The sequence below is a fragment of the Paenibacillus amylolyticus genome (genome assembly GCF_050990605.1).
Taxonomy (GTDB): domain Bacteria; phylum Bacillota; class Bacilli; order Paenibacillales; family Paenibacillaceae; genus Paenibacillus; species Paenibacillus amylolyticus_H.
Genome location: NZ_CP158832.1, coordinates 171,536 through 188,660, shown reverse-complemented (window position 1 = coordinate 188,660; position 17,125 = coordinate 171,536). Strand labels below are relative to the sequence as shown.

The window sequence follows — 17,125 nt, the reverse complement described above, 5'->3', positions numbered from 1 at the left end:
CCTTTGTCGTTCAACATTATGGTTCACTATACTAAACCGGACTAAATAGGTCTTGCTTTGGCACGGTTGGCTTGCATGGTGTGATGCGCATGAACTACCTTCTCCTCGGCAGACACTTCTGGCACACCTACATTCCACCATGACTCGTATCCACCTGCGTTGGTTCCAGGCACGACCGGAATCTCAATCAACGTACTCACCGTTTCGCTCTTCGCATCTCGGATTGCCTGTTCCAGCTGTTCTGCTGTCTCGGCTCTATAGGATTTGGCCCCCATGCTTCGGGCATGTGCAGCAAAGTCTATTGGCATGTAATCCCCAGTTAGTCGTCCACTCTCGGATTCGCGATAACGGAACTCATTGCCGAACCCGTCACTACCATGTTCCCGCTGCAAATTATGAATACACTGGAACCCATTGTTGTTGAATAGTAAAATGGTCATCTTCTTCTGTTCCTGCAAACTGGTCACAAACTCTGAATGTAACATCAGATAACTGCCATCCCCTACCATGGCGTACACCTCACGATCCGGCTCGGCAAGTGCTGCTCCAAACGCTCCGCTAACCTCATACCCCATACAGGAGAACCCATACTCCATGTGGTATGTCTTTGGTTCAGCCGCACGCCACAGACGATGCAGATCGCCTGGCAGACTGCCTGCCGCACAGACGATGACGGAAGATGGATCAATAGTCCGGTTAACCACACCGACTGCCGTAGTCTGTGCCAGCCCAGCTTCATGTTCAGCAGCATACAGCCGATCCACTTCTGCATTCCACTCAGCTCGGAGATCAGCAATTTCGGATGCACCATACGCACTGCGGTATTGCCTCTGCTGCAATTCCTTCTGCAAAGCCTGCAATCCTTCGCGTGCATCAGCCAGAATGGCTTCTCCGCCTAACTTGGCGGCATCCATACCGTTCAGGTTGATGTTAATAAATGAAGCTTCCGGATGCTGAAAAGCAGAGCGGGACGCCGTCGTAAAGTCGGAGAACCGAGTACCGACGCCGATCACCACATCCGCTTCTCTCGCCAGCCTGTTGGCTGCTAGAGAACCTGTAACCCCGATGGCCCCCACATTAAGTGGGTGGTCCCAAGAGACTGCGCTCTTGCCCGCCTGCGTCTCGGCGATCGCAATACCAAACGCCTCGGCGAACTCGACGAGTTGAACGGACGCCTCAGAGTACAACACACCGCCGCCTGCAACGAGAAGCGGCTTGCTGCCACGGGCAATCTGCTCCGTTGCCCGTTCAATGGCTGCTTGTACCGGGGGACGACGGTCCAGATAATGCACTTTGCGGGCAAAGAACGATTCCGGGTAATCAAACGCTTCTGCCTGCACGTCCTGCGGCAGTGCCAGCGTTACTGCTCCCGTCTCTGCTGGATCGGTAAGTACACGCATCGCCTGTGTAGCAGCAATCATCAATTGTTCGGGACGAACAATCCGATCCCAGTACTTGCTGACGGCTTTGAACGGATCCGTGGCCGAGATTGTATAATCACTGCTCACTTCCAACTGCTGTAGTACAGGGTCCGGTTCCCGTGTAGCAAAGTTGTCTCCAGGGAGCAATAAAACAGGAATCCGGTTCACCGTTGCAGTAGCTGCCGCTGTAATCATATTCAAAGCACCCGGGCCAATGGATGTTGTACATGCATAGATCTGTCTGCGGTTCTTCTGCTTGGCATAGGCAGCTGCCGTATGCACCATACCTTGTTCGTTCTTGCCTTGCATATACGTCAGGCTTCCTGGACTGCGCTCCAGCGCTTCTCCAATGCCTGTTACGTTGCCATGTCCAAAAATACCGATGATTCCTTTCACAAACTTGGTTTCCACCCCGTCAACCGAGATATATTGCTGATCCAGGTATCGAAGCAGTGCCTGAGCCATCGTCAGTCGAATTGTTTTCATGAATTGGTCGCCGTCCTTTCCTTTACGGGTTAAGCGCTTAATCTACGTTAAGTTTAAGCGCCTTACCCCTGAAGGTTAAGCGCTTAATTGATATGGTATTACAGGTTAATGATTTACGCAAGCTATTTTTGTAAGCGTTTTTATAAAATGTGATAAAGAAAGGATATTCAAGTGTACGAAGATGCACTAGACCTTCTTCATTTGAATACGTCCACAATCGCTAAGAACAGATTTTAAAAGAGGAGGGGAATATATCGTGAGGAGGGGAATATATCGTGAGGAGGGGATACATGCTGCTCGTACATGCAGTTAGCCATATCATCTGTGATCTTTGAATACAATCATGATCAATATGCCTGTGAATGCAAAAAAAAGAAAGAGATGGTGGATACCATTTCTTTCTTTTCAATATTAAGCGGGTGATGGGAATCGAACCCACGCTATTAGCTTGGAAGGCTAAAGTTCTACCATTGAACTACACCCGCATAACAACAATCGGGATGACACGATTTGAACATGCGACCCCCTGGTCCCAAACCAGGTGCTCTACCAAGCTGAGCTACATCCCGTTATCTATACCGGCGAGAGGACTCGAACCTCCACGGTTTCCCACTCGATTTTGAGTCGAGCGCGTCTGCCATTCCGCCACGCCGGCAAAGTATGAAGTTATAATGGCGCGCCCTGAGAGATTCGAACTCCCGGCCTTTTGATTCGTAGTCAAACGCTCTATCCAGCTGAGCTAAGGGCGCAAATTATTGGAGCGGAAGACGGGAATCGAACCCGCGACCCTCGCCTTGGCAAGGCGATGCTCTACCGCTGAGCCACTTCCGCAAATAAAGGATGCGCGTGGAGGGACTTGAACCCCCACGTCAAAGACGCTAGATCCTAAGTCTAGTGCGTCTGCCAATTCCGCCACACGCGCATATAATGGTGAGTCATGAAGGGCTCGAACCTTCGACACCCTGATTAAAAGTCAGGTGCTCTACCAACTGAGCTAATGACTCATAGAAAACTGGTGGAGGATGATGGATTCGAACCACCGAACCCGTACGGGAGCAGATTTACAGTCTGATGCGTTTGGCCACTTCGCTAATCCTCCAGGATTACATGGTGCCGGCGAGAGGACTTGAACCCCCAACCTACTGATTACAAGTCAGTTGCTCTACCAGTTGAGCTACACCGGCGTATTACAGGTGTTATATGGTGGCTCGGGACGGAATCGAACCGCCGACACGAGGATTTTCAGTCCTCTGCTCTACCGACTGAGCTACCGAGCCTTACTAAATGGCGGAACCGACGGGATACTCTCACTTCGTTCGAGACTGCGAAGCTTATGCTCTCGAAGTGAATGCTCCGACGAACCCAAAAACGGATTCTCATCCCTGAAGCATATACAAGATGGCGGAACCGACGGGATTCGAACCCGCGATCTCCTGCGTGACAGGCAGGCATGTTAGGCCAACTACACCACGGTTCCATAGTACTTTCTCAAGGAAAGTGAATTGCGGGGGCAGGATTTGAACCTGCGGCCTTCGGGTTATGAGCCCGACGAGCTACCGGGCTGCTCCACCCCGCGTCATTAAAAAGATAATATGGTGGAGGCTGAGGGGATCGAACCCCCGACCCTCTGCTTGTAAGGCAGATGCTCTCCCAGCTGAGCTAAGCCTCCATATTATGACCCGTAGGGGATTCGAACCCCTGTTACCTCCGTGAAAGGGAGGTGTCTTAACCCCTTGACCAACGGGCCTTGCTAAAAAATTATCTGGCGGAGAGAGAGGGATTCGAACCCTCGAGACGCTTGTGACGCCTACACGATTTCCAATCGTGCTCCTTCGGCCAGCTCGGACACCTCTCCATATGGCTCCCCGAACAGGGCTCGAACCTGTGACAACTCGATTAACAGTCGAGTGCTCTACCAACTGAGCTATCAGGGAATGGTGGAGCCAAGCGGGATCGAACCGCTGACCTCCTGCTTGCAAGGCAGGCGCTCTCCCAGCTGAGCTATGGCCCCATACTCTGGTGTATTTCTTGTTGTGGTCTTGCTATGGGCCCTGGTGGACTCGAACCACCGGCCTCACCCTTATCAGAGGTGCGCTCTAACCAACTGAGCTAAGGGCCCTTATCAATTTTCGAAAAAAAATACCCCAATGGGGTTTCGCTTGGCGGCGTCCTACTCTCCCAGGACCCTGCGGTCCAAGTACCATCGGCGCTAGAGGGCTTAACGGTCGTGTTCGGGATGGGTACGTGTGGAACCCCTCCGCCATCGCCACCAAACGCGTAGCTTACATTTCAGAGTGTTGTTCTCTGAAAACTAGATTCGAAACGAAACATGCGAATTATCACTTGCTATTGGATAAGCCCTCGACCGATTAGTACTGGTCAGCTCCATGCATTGCTGCACTTCCACCCCCAGCCTATCTACCTCGTCGTCTTCAAGGGGTCTTACATACTGGGAAATCTCATCTTGAGGGGGGCTTCACGCTTAGATGCTTTCAGCGTTTATCCCGTCCGTACATAGCTACCCAGCGGTGCTCCTGGCGGAACAACTGGTACACCAGCGGTACGTCCATCCCGGTCCTCTCGTACTAAGGACAGCTCCTCTCAAATTTCCTACGCCCACGACAGATAGGGACCGAACTGTCTCACGACGTTCTGAACCCAGCTCGCGTACCGCTTTAATGGGCGAACAGCCCAACCCTTGGGACCTACTTCAGCCCCAGGATGCGATGAGCCGACATCGAGGTGCCAAACCTCCCCGTCGATGTGGACTCTTGGGGGAGATAAGCCTGTTATCCCCAGGGTAGCTTTTATCCGTTGAGCGATGGCCCTTCCATGCGGTACCACCGGATCACTAAGCCCGACTTTCGTCCCTGCTCGACTTGTAGGTCTCGCAGTCAAGCTCCCTTATGCCTTTGCACTCTTCGAATGATTTCCAACCATTCTGAGGGAACCTTTGGGCGCCTCCGTTACTCTTTAGGAGGCGACCGCCCCAGTCAAACTGCCCACCTGACACTGTCCCCGCACCGGATTACGGTACCAGGTTAGAACCTAGATACGATCAGGGTGGTATCCCAACGTTGCCTCCACGCAAGCTGGCGCTCACGCTTCAAAGGCTCCCACCTATCCTGTACAGATCGTACCCAAATTCAATATCAAGCTGCAGTAAAGCTCCATGGGGTCTTTCCGTCTTGTCGCGGGTAACCTGCATCTTCACAGGTATTAAAATTTCACCGGATCTCTCGTTGAGACAGCGCCCAAGTCGTTACGCCATTCGTGCGGGTCAGAATTTACCTGACAAGGAATTTCGCTACCTTAGGACCGTTATAGTTACGGCCGCCGTTTACTGGGGCTTCGGTTCACAGCTTCGGGATTGCTCCCTAACCACTCCCCTTAACCTTCCAGCACCGGGCAGGCGTCAGCCCGTATACTTCGCCTTACGGCTTCGCACAGACCTGTGTTTTTGCTAAACAGTCGCTTGGGCCTTTTCACTGCGGCCCCCTCGTGCTATTCACACTACCGGGGCACCCCTTCTCCCGAAGTTACGGGGTCATTTTGCCGAGTTCCTTAACGAGAGTTCTTCCGCGCGCCTTAGAATACTCTTCTCGCCTACCTGTGTCGGTTTGCGGTACGGGCACCTTCACCTGGCTAGAGGCTTTTCTTGGCAGTGTGAGATCATGACCTTCGCTACTATAATTTTCGCTCCCCATCACAGCTCAGCCTTACGATGTGCGGATTTGCCTACACATCAGCCTCACTGCTTAGACGGACATCCATCAGTCCGCGTCACTACCCTACTGCGTCCCCCCATTGCTCATAACGGCTTACGGTGGTACAGGAATTTCGACCTGTTGTCCTTCGACTACGCCTTTCGGCCTCGCCTTAGGTCCCGACTTACCCTGAGCGGACGAGCCTTCCTCAGGAACCCTTAGGCTTTCGGCGGATCAGATTCTCACTGATCTTTTCGTTACTCATACCGGCATTCTCACTTGTATAATGTCCAGCGCTCCTTACGGTACACCTTCAACCCTTATACAACGCTCCCCTACCCCTGATGCAAAGCATCAAGCCATAGCTTCGGTGGTGTGTTTAGCCCCGTTACATTTTCGGCGCAGAGTCACTCGACCAGTGAGCTATTACGCACTCTTTCAATGGTGGCTGCTTCTAAGCCAACATCCTGGTTGTCTGTGCAACTCCACATCCTTTCCCACTTAACACACACTTGGGGACCTTAGCTGATGGTCTGGGCTGTTTCCCTTTTGACAATGGATCTTAGCACTCACTGTCTGACTCCCGGAAGTAAGTCTATGGCATTCGGAGTTTGACTGAGCTTGGTAACCCTTGCGGGCCCCGCACCCAATCAGTGCTCTACCTCCACGACTCTGTTTTCCGAGGCTAGCCCTAAAGCTATTTCGGGGAGAACCAGCTATCTCCGAGTTCGATTGGAATTTCTCCGCTACCCCCACCTCATCCCCGCACTTTTCAACGTGCGTGGGTTCGGGCCTCCAGTGCGTGTTACCGCACCTTCACCCTGGACAGGGGTAGATCACCCGGTTTCGGGTCTACGTCCACGTACTAACTCGCCCTATTCAGACTCGCTTTCGCTGCGGCTCCGGCTCTTCACCTTAACCTTGCACGGGAACGTAACTCGCCGGTTCATTCTACAAAAGGCACGCCATCACCCCTAAAACGGGCTCTGACTTTTTGTAAGCACACGGTTTCAGGTTCTATTTCACTCCCCTTCCGGGGTGCTTTTCACCTTTCCCTCACGGTACTGCTTCACTATCGGTCGCTAGGAAGTATTTAGCCTTGGCAGATGGTCCTGCCGGATTCATACGGGGTTTCACGTGCCCCGCACTACTCGGGATCCGTCTCGGAGGGAACAGACTTTCAACTACAGGGCTTTTACCTTCTTTGGCGGGCCTTTCCAGACCTCTTCGCTTAACCGGTTCCTTTGTAACTCCATGTGAGACGTCCCACAACCCCAAAGAGCAAGCTCTCTGGTTTGGGCTTCTCCGCGTTCGCTCGCCGCTACTGACGGAATCACTATTGTTTTCTCTTCCTCAGGGTACTTAGATGTTTCAGTTCCCCTGGTATGCCTCACACTAACCTATGTATTCAGTTAGGTGTAACTGGAAATTACCCCAGCTGGGTTTCCCCATTCGGACACCCCCGGATCAAAGCTTGCTTACAGCTCCCCGAGGCAGTTTCGTTGTTCGCCACGTCCTTCATCGGCTCCTAGCGCCTAGGCATCCTCCGTGTGCTCTTAGTAGCTTAACCATATTGCTCCGGTTTTGACTGCTCGCTTCCCTTGTTTTGCTTGCGCAAAGCCAAAAGTTGCTCCCATTCAATACCATCGCAAAAGCAATTAACTACCGTTTTTATTGAAACTTGTTTGCACAAGTTCAGCTAAAAAGGAATGTTCTAATTCGCATTTTACTTTCGTTTCGATATCTAGTTTTCAAAGAACAAGCTCCATGCAAAAGCAAGCTGTTTGAGAGTTTGAGCTCTCAAAACTGAGCAACGAGTGAGTTGAAAGCTTTACGAAGTAAAGCTCGCTTCGGAAGCATGCTTCCTGAAGACTTTTTGAATGTTTCCGCTACGGGAAACGATTCTCCATAGAAAGGAGGTGATCCAGCCGCACCTTCCGATACGGCTACCTTGTTACGACTTCACCCCAATCATCTATCCCACCTTCGGCGGCTGGCTCCTTGCGGTTACCCCACCGACTTCGGGTGTTATAAACTCTCGTGGTGTGACGGGCGGTGTGTACAAGACCCGGGAACGTATTCACCGCGGCATGCTGATCCGCGATTACTAGCAATTCCGACTTCATGCAGGCGAGTTGCAGCCTGCAATCCGAACTGAGACCGGCTTTGTTGGGATTGGCTCCATCTCGCGATTTCGCAGCCCGTTGTACCGGCCATTGTAGTACGTGTGTAGCCCAGGTCATAAGGGGCATGATGATTTGACGTCATCCCCACCTTCCTCCGGTTTGTCACCGGCAGTCTATCTAGAGTGCCCACCCGAAGTGCTGGCAACTAAATATAAGGGTTGCGCTCGTTGCGGGACTTAACCCAACATCTCACGACACGAGCTGACGACAACCATGCACCACCTGTCTCCTCTGTCCCGAAGGAAAGATACATCTCTGTACCGGTCAGAGGGATGTCAAGACCTGGTAAGGTTCTTCGCGTTGCTTCGAATTAAACCACATACTCCACTGCTTGTGCGGGTCCCCGTCAATTCCTTTGAGTTTCAGTCTTGCGACCGTACTCCCCAGGCGGAGTGCTTAATGTGTTAACTTCGGCACCAAGGGTATCGAAACCCCTAACACCTAGCACTCATCGTTTACGGCGTGGACTACCAGGGTATCTAATCCTGTTTGCTCCCCACGCTTTCGCGCCTCAGCGTCAGTTACAGCCCAGAGAGTCGCCTTCGCCACTGGTGTTCCTCCACATATCTACGCATTTCACCGCTACACGTGGAATTCCACTCTCCTCTTCTGCACTCAAGTCACCCAGTTTCCAGTGCGATCCGGGGTTGAGCCCCGGGATTAAACACCAGACTTAAATGACCGCCTGCGCGCGCTTTACGCCCAATAATTCCGGACAACGCTTGCCCCCTACGTATTACCGCGGCTGCTGGCACGTAGTTAGCCGGGGCTTTCTTCTCAGGTACCGTCACCTTGAGAGCAGTTACTCTCCCAAGCGTTCTTCCCTGGCAACAGAGCTTTACGATCCGAAAACCTTCATCACTCACGCGGCATTGCTCCGTCAGGCTTTCGCCCATTGCGGAAGATTCCCTACTGCTGCCTCCCGTAGGAGTCTGGGCCGTGTCTCAGTCCCAGTGTGGCCGATCACCCTCTCAGGTCGGCTACGCATCGTCGCCTTGGTGAGCCGTTACCCCACCAACTAGCTAATGCGCCGCAGGCCCATCCCCAAGTGACAGATTGCTCCGTCTTTCCAGTTCTCTTCAGGCGAAGAAAACAACTATTCGGTATTAGCTACCGTTTCCGGTAGTTGTCCCAAACTTGAGGGCAGGTTGCCTACGTGTTACTCACCCGTCCGCCGCTAAGTATCAAGGAAGCAAGCTTCCTATCAACTCCGCTCGACTTGCATGTATTAGGCATGCCGCCAGCGTTCGTCCTGAGCCAGGATCAAACTCTCCAATAAAGTATTGAAAAGAGCGATAAGCTCATTTTGAATCTGACGAGATTAAAATCTCATTTGTGCTCCAGCCGATTCAAGCCAAGGCTTGTTTCGAACTTTCGCGTTCATTCTGCAAGCAGAATGTTTACTCACTCGTTGTTCAGTTTTCAAAGATCAAACTCATTTTGTTACCAAACGTCGTTCTCTTCAGCAACTTTTATATCATAACACTTCCGAACCAACTTAGCAAGCTCTTTTTTTAAGTTTCTTTCGAAGCTTATTTTGTTTTGCCTTCACACTTTGTTTGTCGTGTTTTTTGGCCGGAAATAGAATATACCATATGCACAATATAATTACCACTTGTAAAATATTCCACAAACAACCCTATTGCTTTGTTTGATATACTCTCTTTTCAAACTCTTCAATTTGACGGCAATATCCTCTTACTATCCCCTACATACCCTCACTAGTCTAATCTGTCTCAATATAGGTTACGAACAGATCCTATCAACATCATTACGTTCTATATAATAAGAAACACAATACCTTATTAGAGAACAATGCTATCTATTATTTTGATATATCGAATATAGTAATTGAACTCACTCTCCTGTGAGCATGATAGATTGTAAGCTTTACTTTCTACACGGTCAGTCTTTGAACCTGCCCATCACTATCGTGTCATGATACTGTCCATTCGCGTGTCGCCGATCCTTTTTCAAAACGCCTTCAATCTCAAAGCCACTCTTTTGGTATAACTCGATGGCTTTTTCATTTGTCGCCAGCACGTTCAACATCATCTTCTCCACACCACTCTGGTCTGCCCACTCTATAGACTTCTCCAACAAGTTCTTACCAATCCCATGTCCCCAGAAATCCCTGGCTACACACACACCAAACTCAACTTTATGGCAAAAGCGCTTCAACGCTGTGCCTTCACATCGGGAGTATCCCACGATCTCACCCGCTACTACAGCAACGAGGAATATATTACGCCGCTTCTCGGTATCCGACTGGATGATACGCCGAAACCCGACTGCATCGATGTACGCCTCACCCTTTTCACGATCCATGTTCTCAGTTTCCCCGTCCAGTTGTACACGAAGTGAAGACAGGGCTTCCGCATCTTTTTCCTCTGCCGATCTAATCGAGTAGGATAATCCTTTAATGAAATACTCCTGTTGTTCGATAATCATAAGAACCAATCCGCCTATTCCTCTTTATTTAACTAAATATACTCTCTACAGCTCTAACCTACCTCAGACGGACTCTTGCCCGTAAGCATTTTGAACACCTGGCTGAAATACGTCGCATTACGGAACCCTGTCATCTCGCTCACCTCATATACCATGTAATGTCCCGACTGCAACAATTCCAACGCTCTCTGAATCCGGTACCCGTTCAAATAACTCACGAAATTCTCACCGGTCACCCTTTTGAAAAGTTGACTCAGATACTTCGGATGTACGAACAGCCCCTTGGCGATCGCTTCAAAACTAATCTCTTCGGCGTAGTGCAGCTCCACATACTGTTTCACCTGCTCTATCAGTTTATTGCTTTTCTTCTCGCCCATCTCTTTGCGTATCTGTTCCAGCCAGTTGCAGATAATACGGTCCATCCAGTTTACCAGATCATGCAGTGCATATTTCGATTGAATTTCACGCAAAAAATCACTCATCGCAAGCGGCGGCGTTAACATGGGATGAAGTCGATTCCAACTATGAATCAAGGTGTCAAACAGACTGACGGCAACAACCTGTATATCCTGTATCCCAACACAGTTTCCCTCTTTCAGCAAAAGACGAATATGATGCCACACCTCTTCCGCCTGATCGGGTCTGATATCTGCCCATGCCTCATTCCATTGACGAAGCAATAATGAATAATCCGTCACACTTGGTTCTGTATCCTTTGATGCTTCATAGTGGTAGATACGACTTCCACCTTGAAACTCTGCTGTTTCCACCGCTTCCCTGCTCTCGAGATAAGAATCTATCACCTCACATGGGTGACTCTTGGATCTCCCGATTCCAGCACTCACTTCAATTTTCAGATACGTAAAGATCTGATCGATCATCCTCTCCACGAGTGGCAGGCATTCCTCCAGATGATCTTTATCTCCTAATAGAAGCAACACAAATACCTGATCCGAATAATCAACAATCTCTACCTGACCATTCATGCGAGCCGCTTGCTCCTTCACCGTCTCCTGAATAATATCGGCCGCCCCATAGCGGAGAAGCTGCCAATCCCGTTCTTTCATCCGTGTCAAAAATACGGGGCGATTCAGTTGCAGACTAATGGCGCGTGTCTGTGAGGACATATGAATACCTATATAGTCCATGCGTTCTTTAGGCAGTTCGTCTGCCCGATATCGCGTAGTCAACAGCTCGTGAAGAAATTGTTTGCGCAAATACGGAAGTACCCGTCCAACCTCCTGCTTGTACGTCCGTTCCAGCCGCTCATGCCGCTCCCGCACATCTTGTTCCAGTAGTACCTCCCGCAACACAGACTCAATCTCCTCAACCTCTGCCGGCTTCAGCAAAAAGTGATTCACCCCCCAGCGCATGGCTGCCCGGGCGTTCTCGAATTCGTCATACCCACTAAGAATGATGATCGGCAAGTGGGGATGATCACGTCGCAATGTCTGTGTGACCTCAAGCCCGGTCATCCCCGGTAGATAGACGTCAGTCATAACGACATCCGGATGCATGCGGTGAAACAGGTCCAGCGCATCCAAGCCATTGGAAGCAGTGCCTGCAATACTGAGGCCCAGAGAAGGCCAATCGATATGATCTGTTAGCGCCTTTACAATATGAGGATCGTCATCAACAAGCATAATGGTCTTCATCATTTTTCACCGTCCAGCCATAGATTTAATTGCTCGTCGGTCTCAATACGCGGCAGCGTAATGGTCACTTCCACGCCGCCTGACTCTCTATCGCTCATTTGAACGCCATACCTCTTCCCACAATAAAGCTGAATGCGCTGATGTACATTCCGTACGCCGATACCACACGTCTCTTCGAGTGTCCACCCCTCCGGCAAACCCCGTCCATTATCCGTGATACGAATAACGATGTCCTCATGCGGGCCAATCTCTTCGTGCATATGGACCTGAATTCGAAGTGTACCTTCTTCAGGGTGCCCGTGCATAACGGCATTTTCGATGAAGGGTTGCAAAATGATCTTGGGAATGTAACAACCGCGAATACGCGGATCGATCTGCTCCTGATAATGAATGGAGAACGGCAGCCGCTCTGACTGGATGTTAACGTAGCAACGAGCATGCTCCAACTCATCTCGAATCCGAATAAACAATCTCCCTCCACTCAGTCCGATCCGTAACAGCTTGCTAAGCTGCACAATCATGCGGCTGATATCCTTGGCTTCATAATCGAGTGCGCGCCAGTGGATCATGTCGAGGGTGTTGTAGAGAAAATGGGGTTTGATCTGGGCCTCAAGCAAACCCGTCTGGGCTTCACGCTTGGCCCGGCTCTCCTCCTTTACCTGTTCCATCAGCGTTGTGAGCTGTGAAGCCATGTGATTAAAGCCATAAGCCAAGTGGGCATATTCCTCTGTGAACGAAAGCCGCACCCGGGTATCGAAGTCCCCTTTCTCCAGTTGCCTCATTCGTTTAATCAACTGTCGCAGAGGACGGATGATCTGCCTTACGAACAGGTACGCAAGCACAGCGGAACATAATAATCCCAGTATGGCGATGCCGAGAATCTGCCAGCCAGCCTGTCTGAGCGGAGATAACAGTGTATATACCGGAATAGTCTGAACGAGGCGCCACTGAAGCATGGCTGGCCTGGAATACAGCACCAATTGAGCACCACCAGGTTGACCGGAAACCACTTCGTATCCGTCTGCACCAGGCTGCAAATGTTCCTGAATCCATGCGCTATCTATAATAGAAGAAGATGAGTTTATGGCCTCACCCTTTTCTTGAATTGTACCCCCTTCATTTCTTCGATCCGTTTGTTCATTCTCCCCTGCTGGATCAACTTTCCCCATCTGCATGACGACATTGCCAGCCGTATCTACCAACAGCACTTTTCCATCAAGCACCATGGGTACATCAGCAAACCTGCTTACGATGTCCGATCTGCTTAACCGAATAAGTACATAGGCAACCGTTCCGCCTCGACTATCAAAAATCCGTTGAGCGTATCCAACCAGAGATTGGCCCGATTCGTTCTCACGCAGCGGAACCCAAGCCGCATCAGCCTTCTCCAGCGTTGCAAACCAAGAGTCGTGTGCGATGGTGTCCACCGGGAATATGCGATCAGCCATAGTCACTGTCACTTCATTAAAGACATCCGTATACAGTTCAATGGAAGTAATGCCGTCACTCACAACCATGGTATGATCCAGGATTCGAGAGACCTCTCTCCGTTGGTGAATCTGTGCAAGCCTGCCCGTATCGGCCGTTTCGAGCAAATTGGACAGTTCCCGATTGCTTGCCAAACCGTAGGCGGTTCCTGTTACCCCTGTGATGAAATCAAATCCCCGACGTGTGCTCTCGTTCAGAAGAGCCAGACGTGCTTTGCTAATCTCGGCAAAAGTGACTGCGGAGAAAGACTGATATGCCAGCCAGACGACAACCGAGACGAGCAACAGGTTAAACGCAATAAAGCAAGTCACCATCAACGTGGAGAGCTTGCTTTGTTGCAGCTTTTGATTAATGAATGAAGACCATCTTCCTTTCCCCATGGAAAAATCAACTCGTTTCGTCTTGGAATTACCCTTTGAGCCCAGAGGTCGCGATTCCTTCCACGAAGTACTTTTGACACACGATAAATACAATGAAACATGGCACCAACGACAACACCGACATGGCAAACATCGGACCCCAATCGGATTGAGAACTGGAATCAAGGAACAGACGCAGACCCAGCGGTACAGTGTATTTGCTAACGTCACTCAAATAGATCAACTGACTGAAGAAGTCGTCCCATGTCCACAAGAACGTAAAGATCATCGTGGTAACCAATGCTGGGAAAGCCAGTGGAATAATAATTTTGGTGTAAATTTTCACAGGACCGCATCCATCAATGGTTGCCGCCTCATCCAGCTCTTTGGGCAATCCCCGGAAGAACTGTACCATGAGGAAAATGAAGAAAGCATCGGTCGCCAGCCATTTTGGCACCACAAGCGGAAGATACGTGTTCACCCACTCCAGGTGGTTGAAGAGAATATACTGCGGGATCAGCGTCACATGATGGGGCAACATGATCGTCATAAGCATCAGGCCGAAGCAGATGGCTTTGAAACGAAAATTCAATCGCGCGAAAGCATACGCTGCCATGGAGCAGGAAATCACATTACCCAGCACGGCGCCAAGCGACAGGATGACTGAGTTGGTCAGAAAGCGGGAGAACGGATTGCCCTGAATACCGGACCAGCCATTTATATAATTTTTCCAATTCCATTCCTGCGGCCAGAACCAGGTCTCTGTAAAGATCATATGTCCCGGTTTGAATGAGCTGCCCAGCATCCAGAGAATCGGATAGAGCATGACAAAGGCGATACCTGAAATCAATACATGTTTGCTGACGACCCATGCTGTAGAGTTTCGTTGTCCAATCATGATTTCCCACCATCCTCATAGTGTACCCACAGCTTGCTGCTGCGGAATACGAGCAATGTAAATACGCCGATCAGGATGACCAGCACCCAGGCCATCGCGGAAGCATAGCCCATCTGAAAGAATGAGAATCCTTTTTTGTACAGATACAGAGAGTACATTAAGGTTGAGTTCACTGGCCCTCCGCTACCATTACTGATAACAAAAGCCTGTGTGAATGATTGAAAGGACGTAATCAACTGCATCACGAGATTGAAAAAGATGACGGGTGACAGAATCGGCAACGTTATATAGAAGAACCTCCGCAGAGGGCCTGCCCCATCTACCGCTGAGGCTTCATCATACTCCGGTGGAATCTGCTTCAGGCCTGCCAGGAAAATAATCATCGACGATCCGAACTGCCACACGGATAACAGCACAATGGAGTACAGGGCATACTTCGGATTCGCTACCCAATCGGGAGCTTTAATGCCCACCATGGCAAGAACACTATTGAGCAGCCCGTCCCCACCCAGCATCTTACGCCACAACATCGCAATCGCCACGCTACCTCCAAGCAATGTCGGGATGTAATACACCGTCCGGTAAATACCAAGACCTCGAATCCCTTTGTTGAGCAGCATCGCTACAAGCAGCGCAAAGATCAATTTGACTGGTACCGAAACAGCGACATACGTGAAAGTGACCTTGAGCGACTGGGTAAACAGTTTATCCGATGTAAACATCATAGTGTAGTTATCCAGACCGACCCATGAAGGGGCGGCCAGGATACTGTAATCGGTAAACGAGATGTATAACGATACCAACATTGGACCCAAGGTGAGAAATAACAATCCGACAAGCCATGGGGCGAGGAACAGAAGTGCGGCTCCATTATGCGCATATCTCCGTTTCACCCGCTGGGTAGTTACACGCTCGATTCGGGCTTGACTAACCTGTGATGTCGTCATCTTCGCAACCTCCCCGCAGAATTAGTAGTCTGGAACGGTTTCAATGATTTATTGACTCGATCCAAGCGTAGCCTTCGCTCCTTCAATAAACTGGGCAATCACATCAGGCGTATTGCCTTGACCGAAGGCGATCTGCTCGCTTGCGCTCTTGAAACTTGTGTCCACTTCAGCAAATCCTTGCGGGTATGGTGGGTCAATCTCACTGGAATGCTTCGATACGGTGTCGATAAATTGGAAAATGACTTGCTCCGCTTCCGGCAGCGTTGGCTGCATCTGCTCACGAATGCTTGAATTAACCGGCACACCACGTTCAGAACCAAGAATAGCGGTTGCTTCTGGATCGTTGACCATGAAATCAATGAACATGGCAACTTCCTTCGGATGTTTCGTTTTGCCATAACCGGAGAGGAACTGTCCTGGTTTCAGGTATTCGCCAATTTGCTTCTCGTTAACACCATGCGGGAGTACTTGTATGCCAAGCTTATGATCCTGGTTTTTGTTCACCTGCTGGAATGTCAGCAATTGATTGGACCAGGCAAAGTCCATGGCGGCTGTGCCCAGGGAAATTGGACGTGTCTCCAGTGCGTTGGTTGTGGATGCCGTGATCTCCGCTGTGGTCACTCCACCATTCTCGCGCAGTGCGCTCCACATATCGAACCATTGCTGAAGCTCCTCGCTGGTAGCGGTCATTGTGCCACCGTCGAACAATCCTTTCCCGGATTGCCGGATAAACACTTCAAACATGTTCGTTGTACCGGAAATGTCTGCCGATCCATAGAACCCCTCACCTTTGGCTGCGGCAATCTTGGTTGCAATATCCCCAAAGTCCTTCCATGTCCAGCTCTCTTTCGGTTCTTCAATACCTAATTCCTGAAATACGGTGGCATCATAAATGACACCAGGTGCGTTTACTCCGAGGGTAATCGCATATAATTTATCGTCAATTGATCCGGCTGTAATCATGCTCTGATCATGATCCTCTGTCCGCAGCTCTTTGCTCTCTGCAAACGGAGTCAGGTCAAGCAAGGCACCACGTCGGGCAAAGTCAGTCAGAAATGCGTAATCCATCTGGATGATATCCGGTGCATTCGAACCAGCTACTTGTGTAGTTAACTTGTCAAAGTAACCGTCCCAACCGGAGTATTCAGGTTTAATGGTAATCCCCGGATGTTTCTCTTCGAACAATTGGATGACTTTGGTCGTCAGATCATGTCTGGTCTGTGATCCCCACCAGGTCATGCGCAGTTCAATCTTGCCTGAAGAGTCTCCTTCACTTTCACTTGCTTCACCGGAAGAAGCTGGCTTATCGGCGGCACCTCCTGAACAGGCTGTAGCGAACAATAACAGGGACAGGCAGAATAGGGTTACCCACTTTTTTGTAATCATCATAAATGAATTTCCTCCCCTTCTTGCATTTATGAAATCGCTTACAAAGCCTATTGTAACGGTCCATCGCTGCACATGACATAAACAAAAGTAAGCTTTCCTGTCAAAAAAGTAAGGAGTTGAAGGAATCAAAAACCACCG

General features: G+C 50.1%; 7 protein-coding genes, 18 tRNA genes and 3 rRNA genes. All 28 read right to left on the bottom strand.

Annotated elements, in window-relative coordinates; genetic code table 11:
* Positions 1-41 precede the first annotated feature (41 nt).
* Complete coding sequence (iolD, locus tag ABTV53_RS00850) at positions 42-1,907, bottom strand: 3D-(3,5/4)-trihydroxycyclohexane-1,2-dione acylhydrolase (decyclizing) (protein ID WP_433749572.1); 1,866 nt, start codon at positions 1,905-1,907, stop codon at positions 42-44.
* Between the two features lie 414 nt (positions 1,908-2,321).
* Positions 2,322-2,392 (bottom strand) — tRNA-Gly (locus ABTV53_RS00845).
* A gap of 10 nt (positions 2,393-2,402) precedes the next feature.
* Positions 2,403-2,476, bottom strand: a tRNA-Pro gene (locus ABTV53_RS00840).
* A gap of 7 nt (positions 2,477-2,483) precedes the next feature.
* Positions 2,484-2,562: transfer RNA gene (locus tag ABTV53_RS00835), tRNA-Leu, on the bottom strand.
* A gap of 17 nt (positions 2,563-2,579) precedes the next feature.
* Positions 2,580-2,656: transfer RNA gene (locus ABTV53_RS00830), tRNA-Arg, on the bottom strand.
* 7 nt (positions 2,657-2,663) lie between these two features.
* Positions 2,664-2,738: transfer RNA gene (locus ABTV53_RS00825), tRNA-Gly, on the bottom strand.
* Between the two features lie 10 nt (positions 2,739-2,748).
* Positions 2,749-2,829: transfer RNA gene (locus ABTV53_RS00820), tRNA-Leu, on the bottom strand.
* Positions 2,830-2,835: 6 nt separating this feature from the next.
* Positions 2,836-2,911 (bottom strand) — tRNA-Lys (locus tag ABTV53_RS00815).
* A gap of 9 nt (positions 2,912-2,920) precedes the next feature.
* A tRNA-Tyr gene (locus ABTV53_RS00810) sits at positions 2,921-3,006 on the bottom strand.
* 9 nt (positions 3,007-3,015) lie between these two features.
* A tRNA-Thr gene (locus tag ABTV53_RS00805) sits at positions 3,016-3,091 on the bottom strand.
* A 17-nt stretch (positions 3,092-3,108) separates the two neighbouring features.
* Positions 3,109-3,184 (bottom strand) — tRNA-Phe (locus tag ABTV53_RS00800).
* Between the two features lie 122 nt (positions 3,185-3,306).
* Positions 3,307-3,384, bottom strand: a tRNA-Asp gene (locus tag ABTV53_RS00795).
* 25 nt (positions 3,385-3,409) lie between these two features.
* A tRNA-Met gene (locus tag ABTV53_RS00790) sits at positions 3,410-3,483 on the bottom strand.
* Positions 3,484-3,500: 17 nt separating this feature from the next.
* Positions 3,501-3,576, bottom strand: a tRNA-Val gene (locus ABTV53_RS00785).
* 6 nt (positions 3,577-3,582) lie between these two features.
* Positions 3,583-3,654: transfer RNA gene (locus ABTV53_RS00780), tRNA-Glu, on the bottom strand.
* Positions 3,655-3,670: 16 nt separating this feature from the next.
* Positions 3,671-3,762: transfer RNA gene (locus tag ABTV53_RS00775), tRNA-Ser, on the bottom strand.
* Between the two features lie 3 nt (positions 3,763-3,765).
* Positions 3,766-3,841 (bottom strand) — tRNA-Asn (locus ABTV53_RS00770).
* A gap of 1 nt (position 3,842) precedes the next feature.
* Positions 3,843-3,918 (bottom strand) — tRNA-Ala (locus ABTV53_RS00765).
* A 34-nt stretch (positions 3,919-3,952) separates the two neighbouring features.
* A tRNA-Ile gene (locus ABTV53_RS00760) sits at positions 3,953-4,026 on the bottom strand.
* 38 nt (positions 4,027-4,064) lie between these two features.
* Positions 4,065-4,181: ribosomal RNA gene (gene rrf / locus ABTV53_RS00755) — 5S ribosomal RNA — on the bottom strand.
* Between the two features lie 75 nt (positions 4,182-4,256).
* Positions 4,257-7,184: ribosomal RNA gene (locus ABTV53_RS00750) — 23S ribosomal RNA — on the bottom strand.
* Positions 7,185-7,526: 342 nt separating this feature from the next.
* Positions 7,527-9,079 (bottom strand): 16S ribosomal RNA (locus tag ABTV53_RS00745).
* Together the 16S, 23S and 5S rRNA genes with 18 tRNA genes alongside form the textbook arrangement of a ribosomal RNA operon.
* A 626-nt stretch (positions 9,080-9,705) precedes the next feature.
* Positions 9,706-10,251 (bottom strand): N-acetyltransferase family protein, encoded by a 546-nt coding sequence (locus ABTV53_RS00740; RefSeq protein WP_433749569.1) that lies wholly within the window; start codon positions 10,249-10,251, stop codon positions 9,706-9,708.
* Between the two features lie 53 nt (positions 10,252-10,304).
* Complete coding sequence (locus ABTV53_RS00735; protein ID WP_433749566.1) at positions 10,305-11,909, bottom strand: response regulator; 1,605 nt, start codon at positions 11,907-11,909, stop codon at positions 10,305-10,307.
* On the bottom strand, positions 11,906-13,774 hold the full coding sequence (locus ABTV53_RS00730) for a cache domain-containing sensor histidine kinase (protein ID WP_433749564.1): 1,869 nt from the start codon (positions 13,772-13,774) through the stop codon (positions 11,906-11,908). Before ABTV53_RS00730 ends, ABTV53_RS00735 begins: the two co-directional genes overlap by 4 nt.
* A 28-nt stretch (positions 13,775-13,802) precedes the next feature.
* On the bottom strand, positions 13,803-14,651 hold the full coding sequence (locus ABTV53_RS00725) for a carbohydrate ABC transporter permease (protein WP_405171302.1): 849 nt from the start codon (positions 14,649-14,651) through the stop codon (positions 13,803-13,805).
* Positions 14,648-15,598: a carbohydrate ABC transporter permease gene (locus tag ABTV53_RS00720; RefSeq protein ID WP_433749561.1), complete on the bottom strand. Its 951-nt coding sequence runs from the start codon at positions 15,596-15,598 to the stop codon at positions 14,648-14,650. The genes ABTV53_RS00725 and ABTV53_RS00720 overlap by 4 nt, the downstream gene beginning before the upstream one ends.
* Before the next feature lie 48 nt (positions 15,599-15,646).
* The gene (locus ABTV53_RS00715; protein ID WP_433749558.1) at positions 15,647-16,987 is read right to left on the bottom strand and encodes an ABC transporter substrate-binding protein; all 1,341 of its coding nucleotides are present in this window, start codon (positions 16,985-16,987) and stop codon (positions 15,647-15,649) included.
* Positions 16,988-17,125 lie beyond the last annotated feature (138 nt).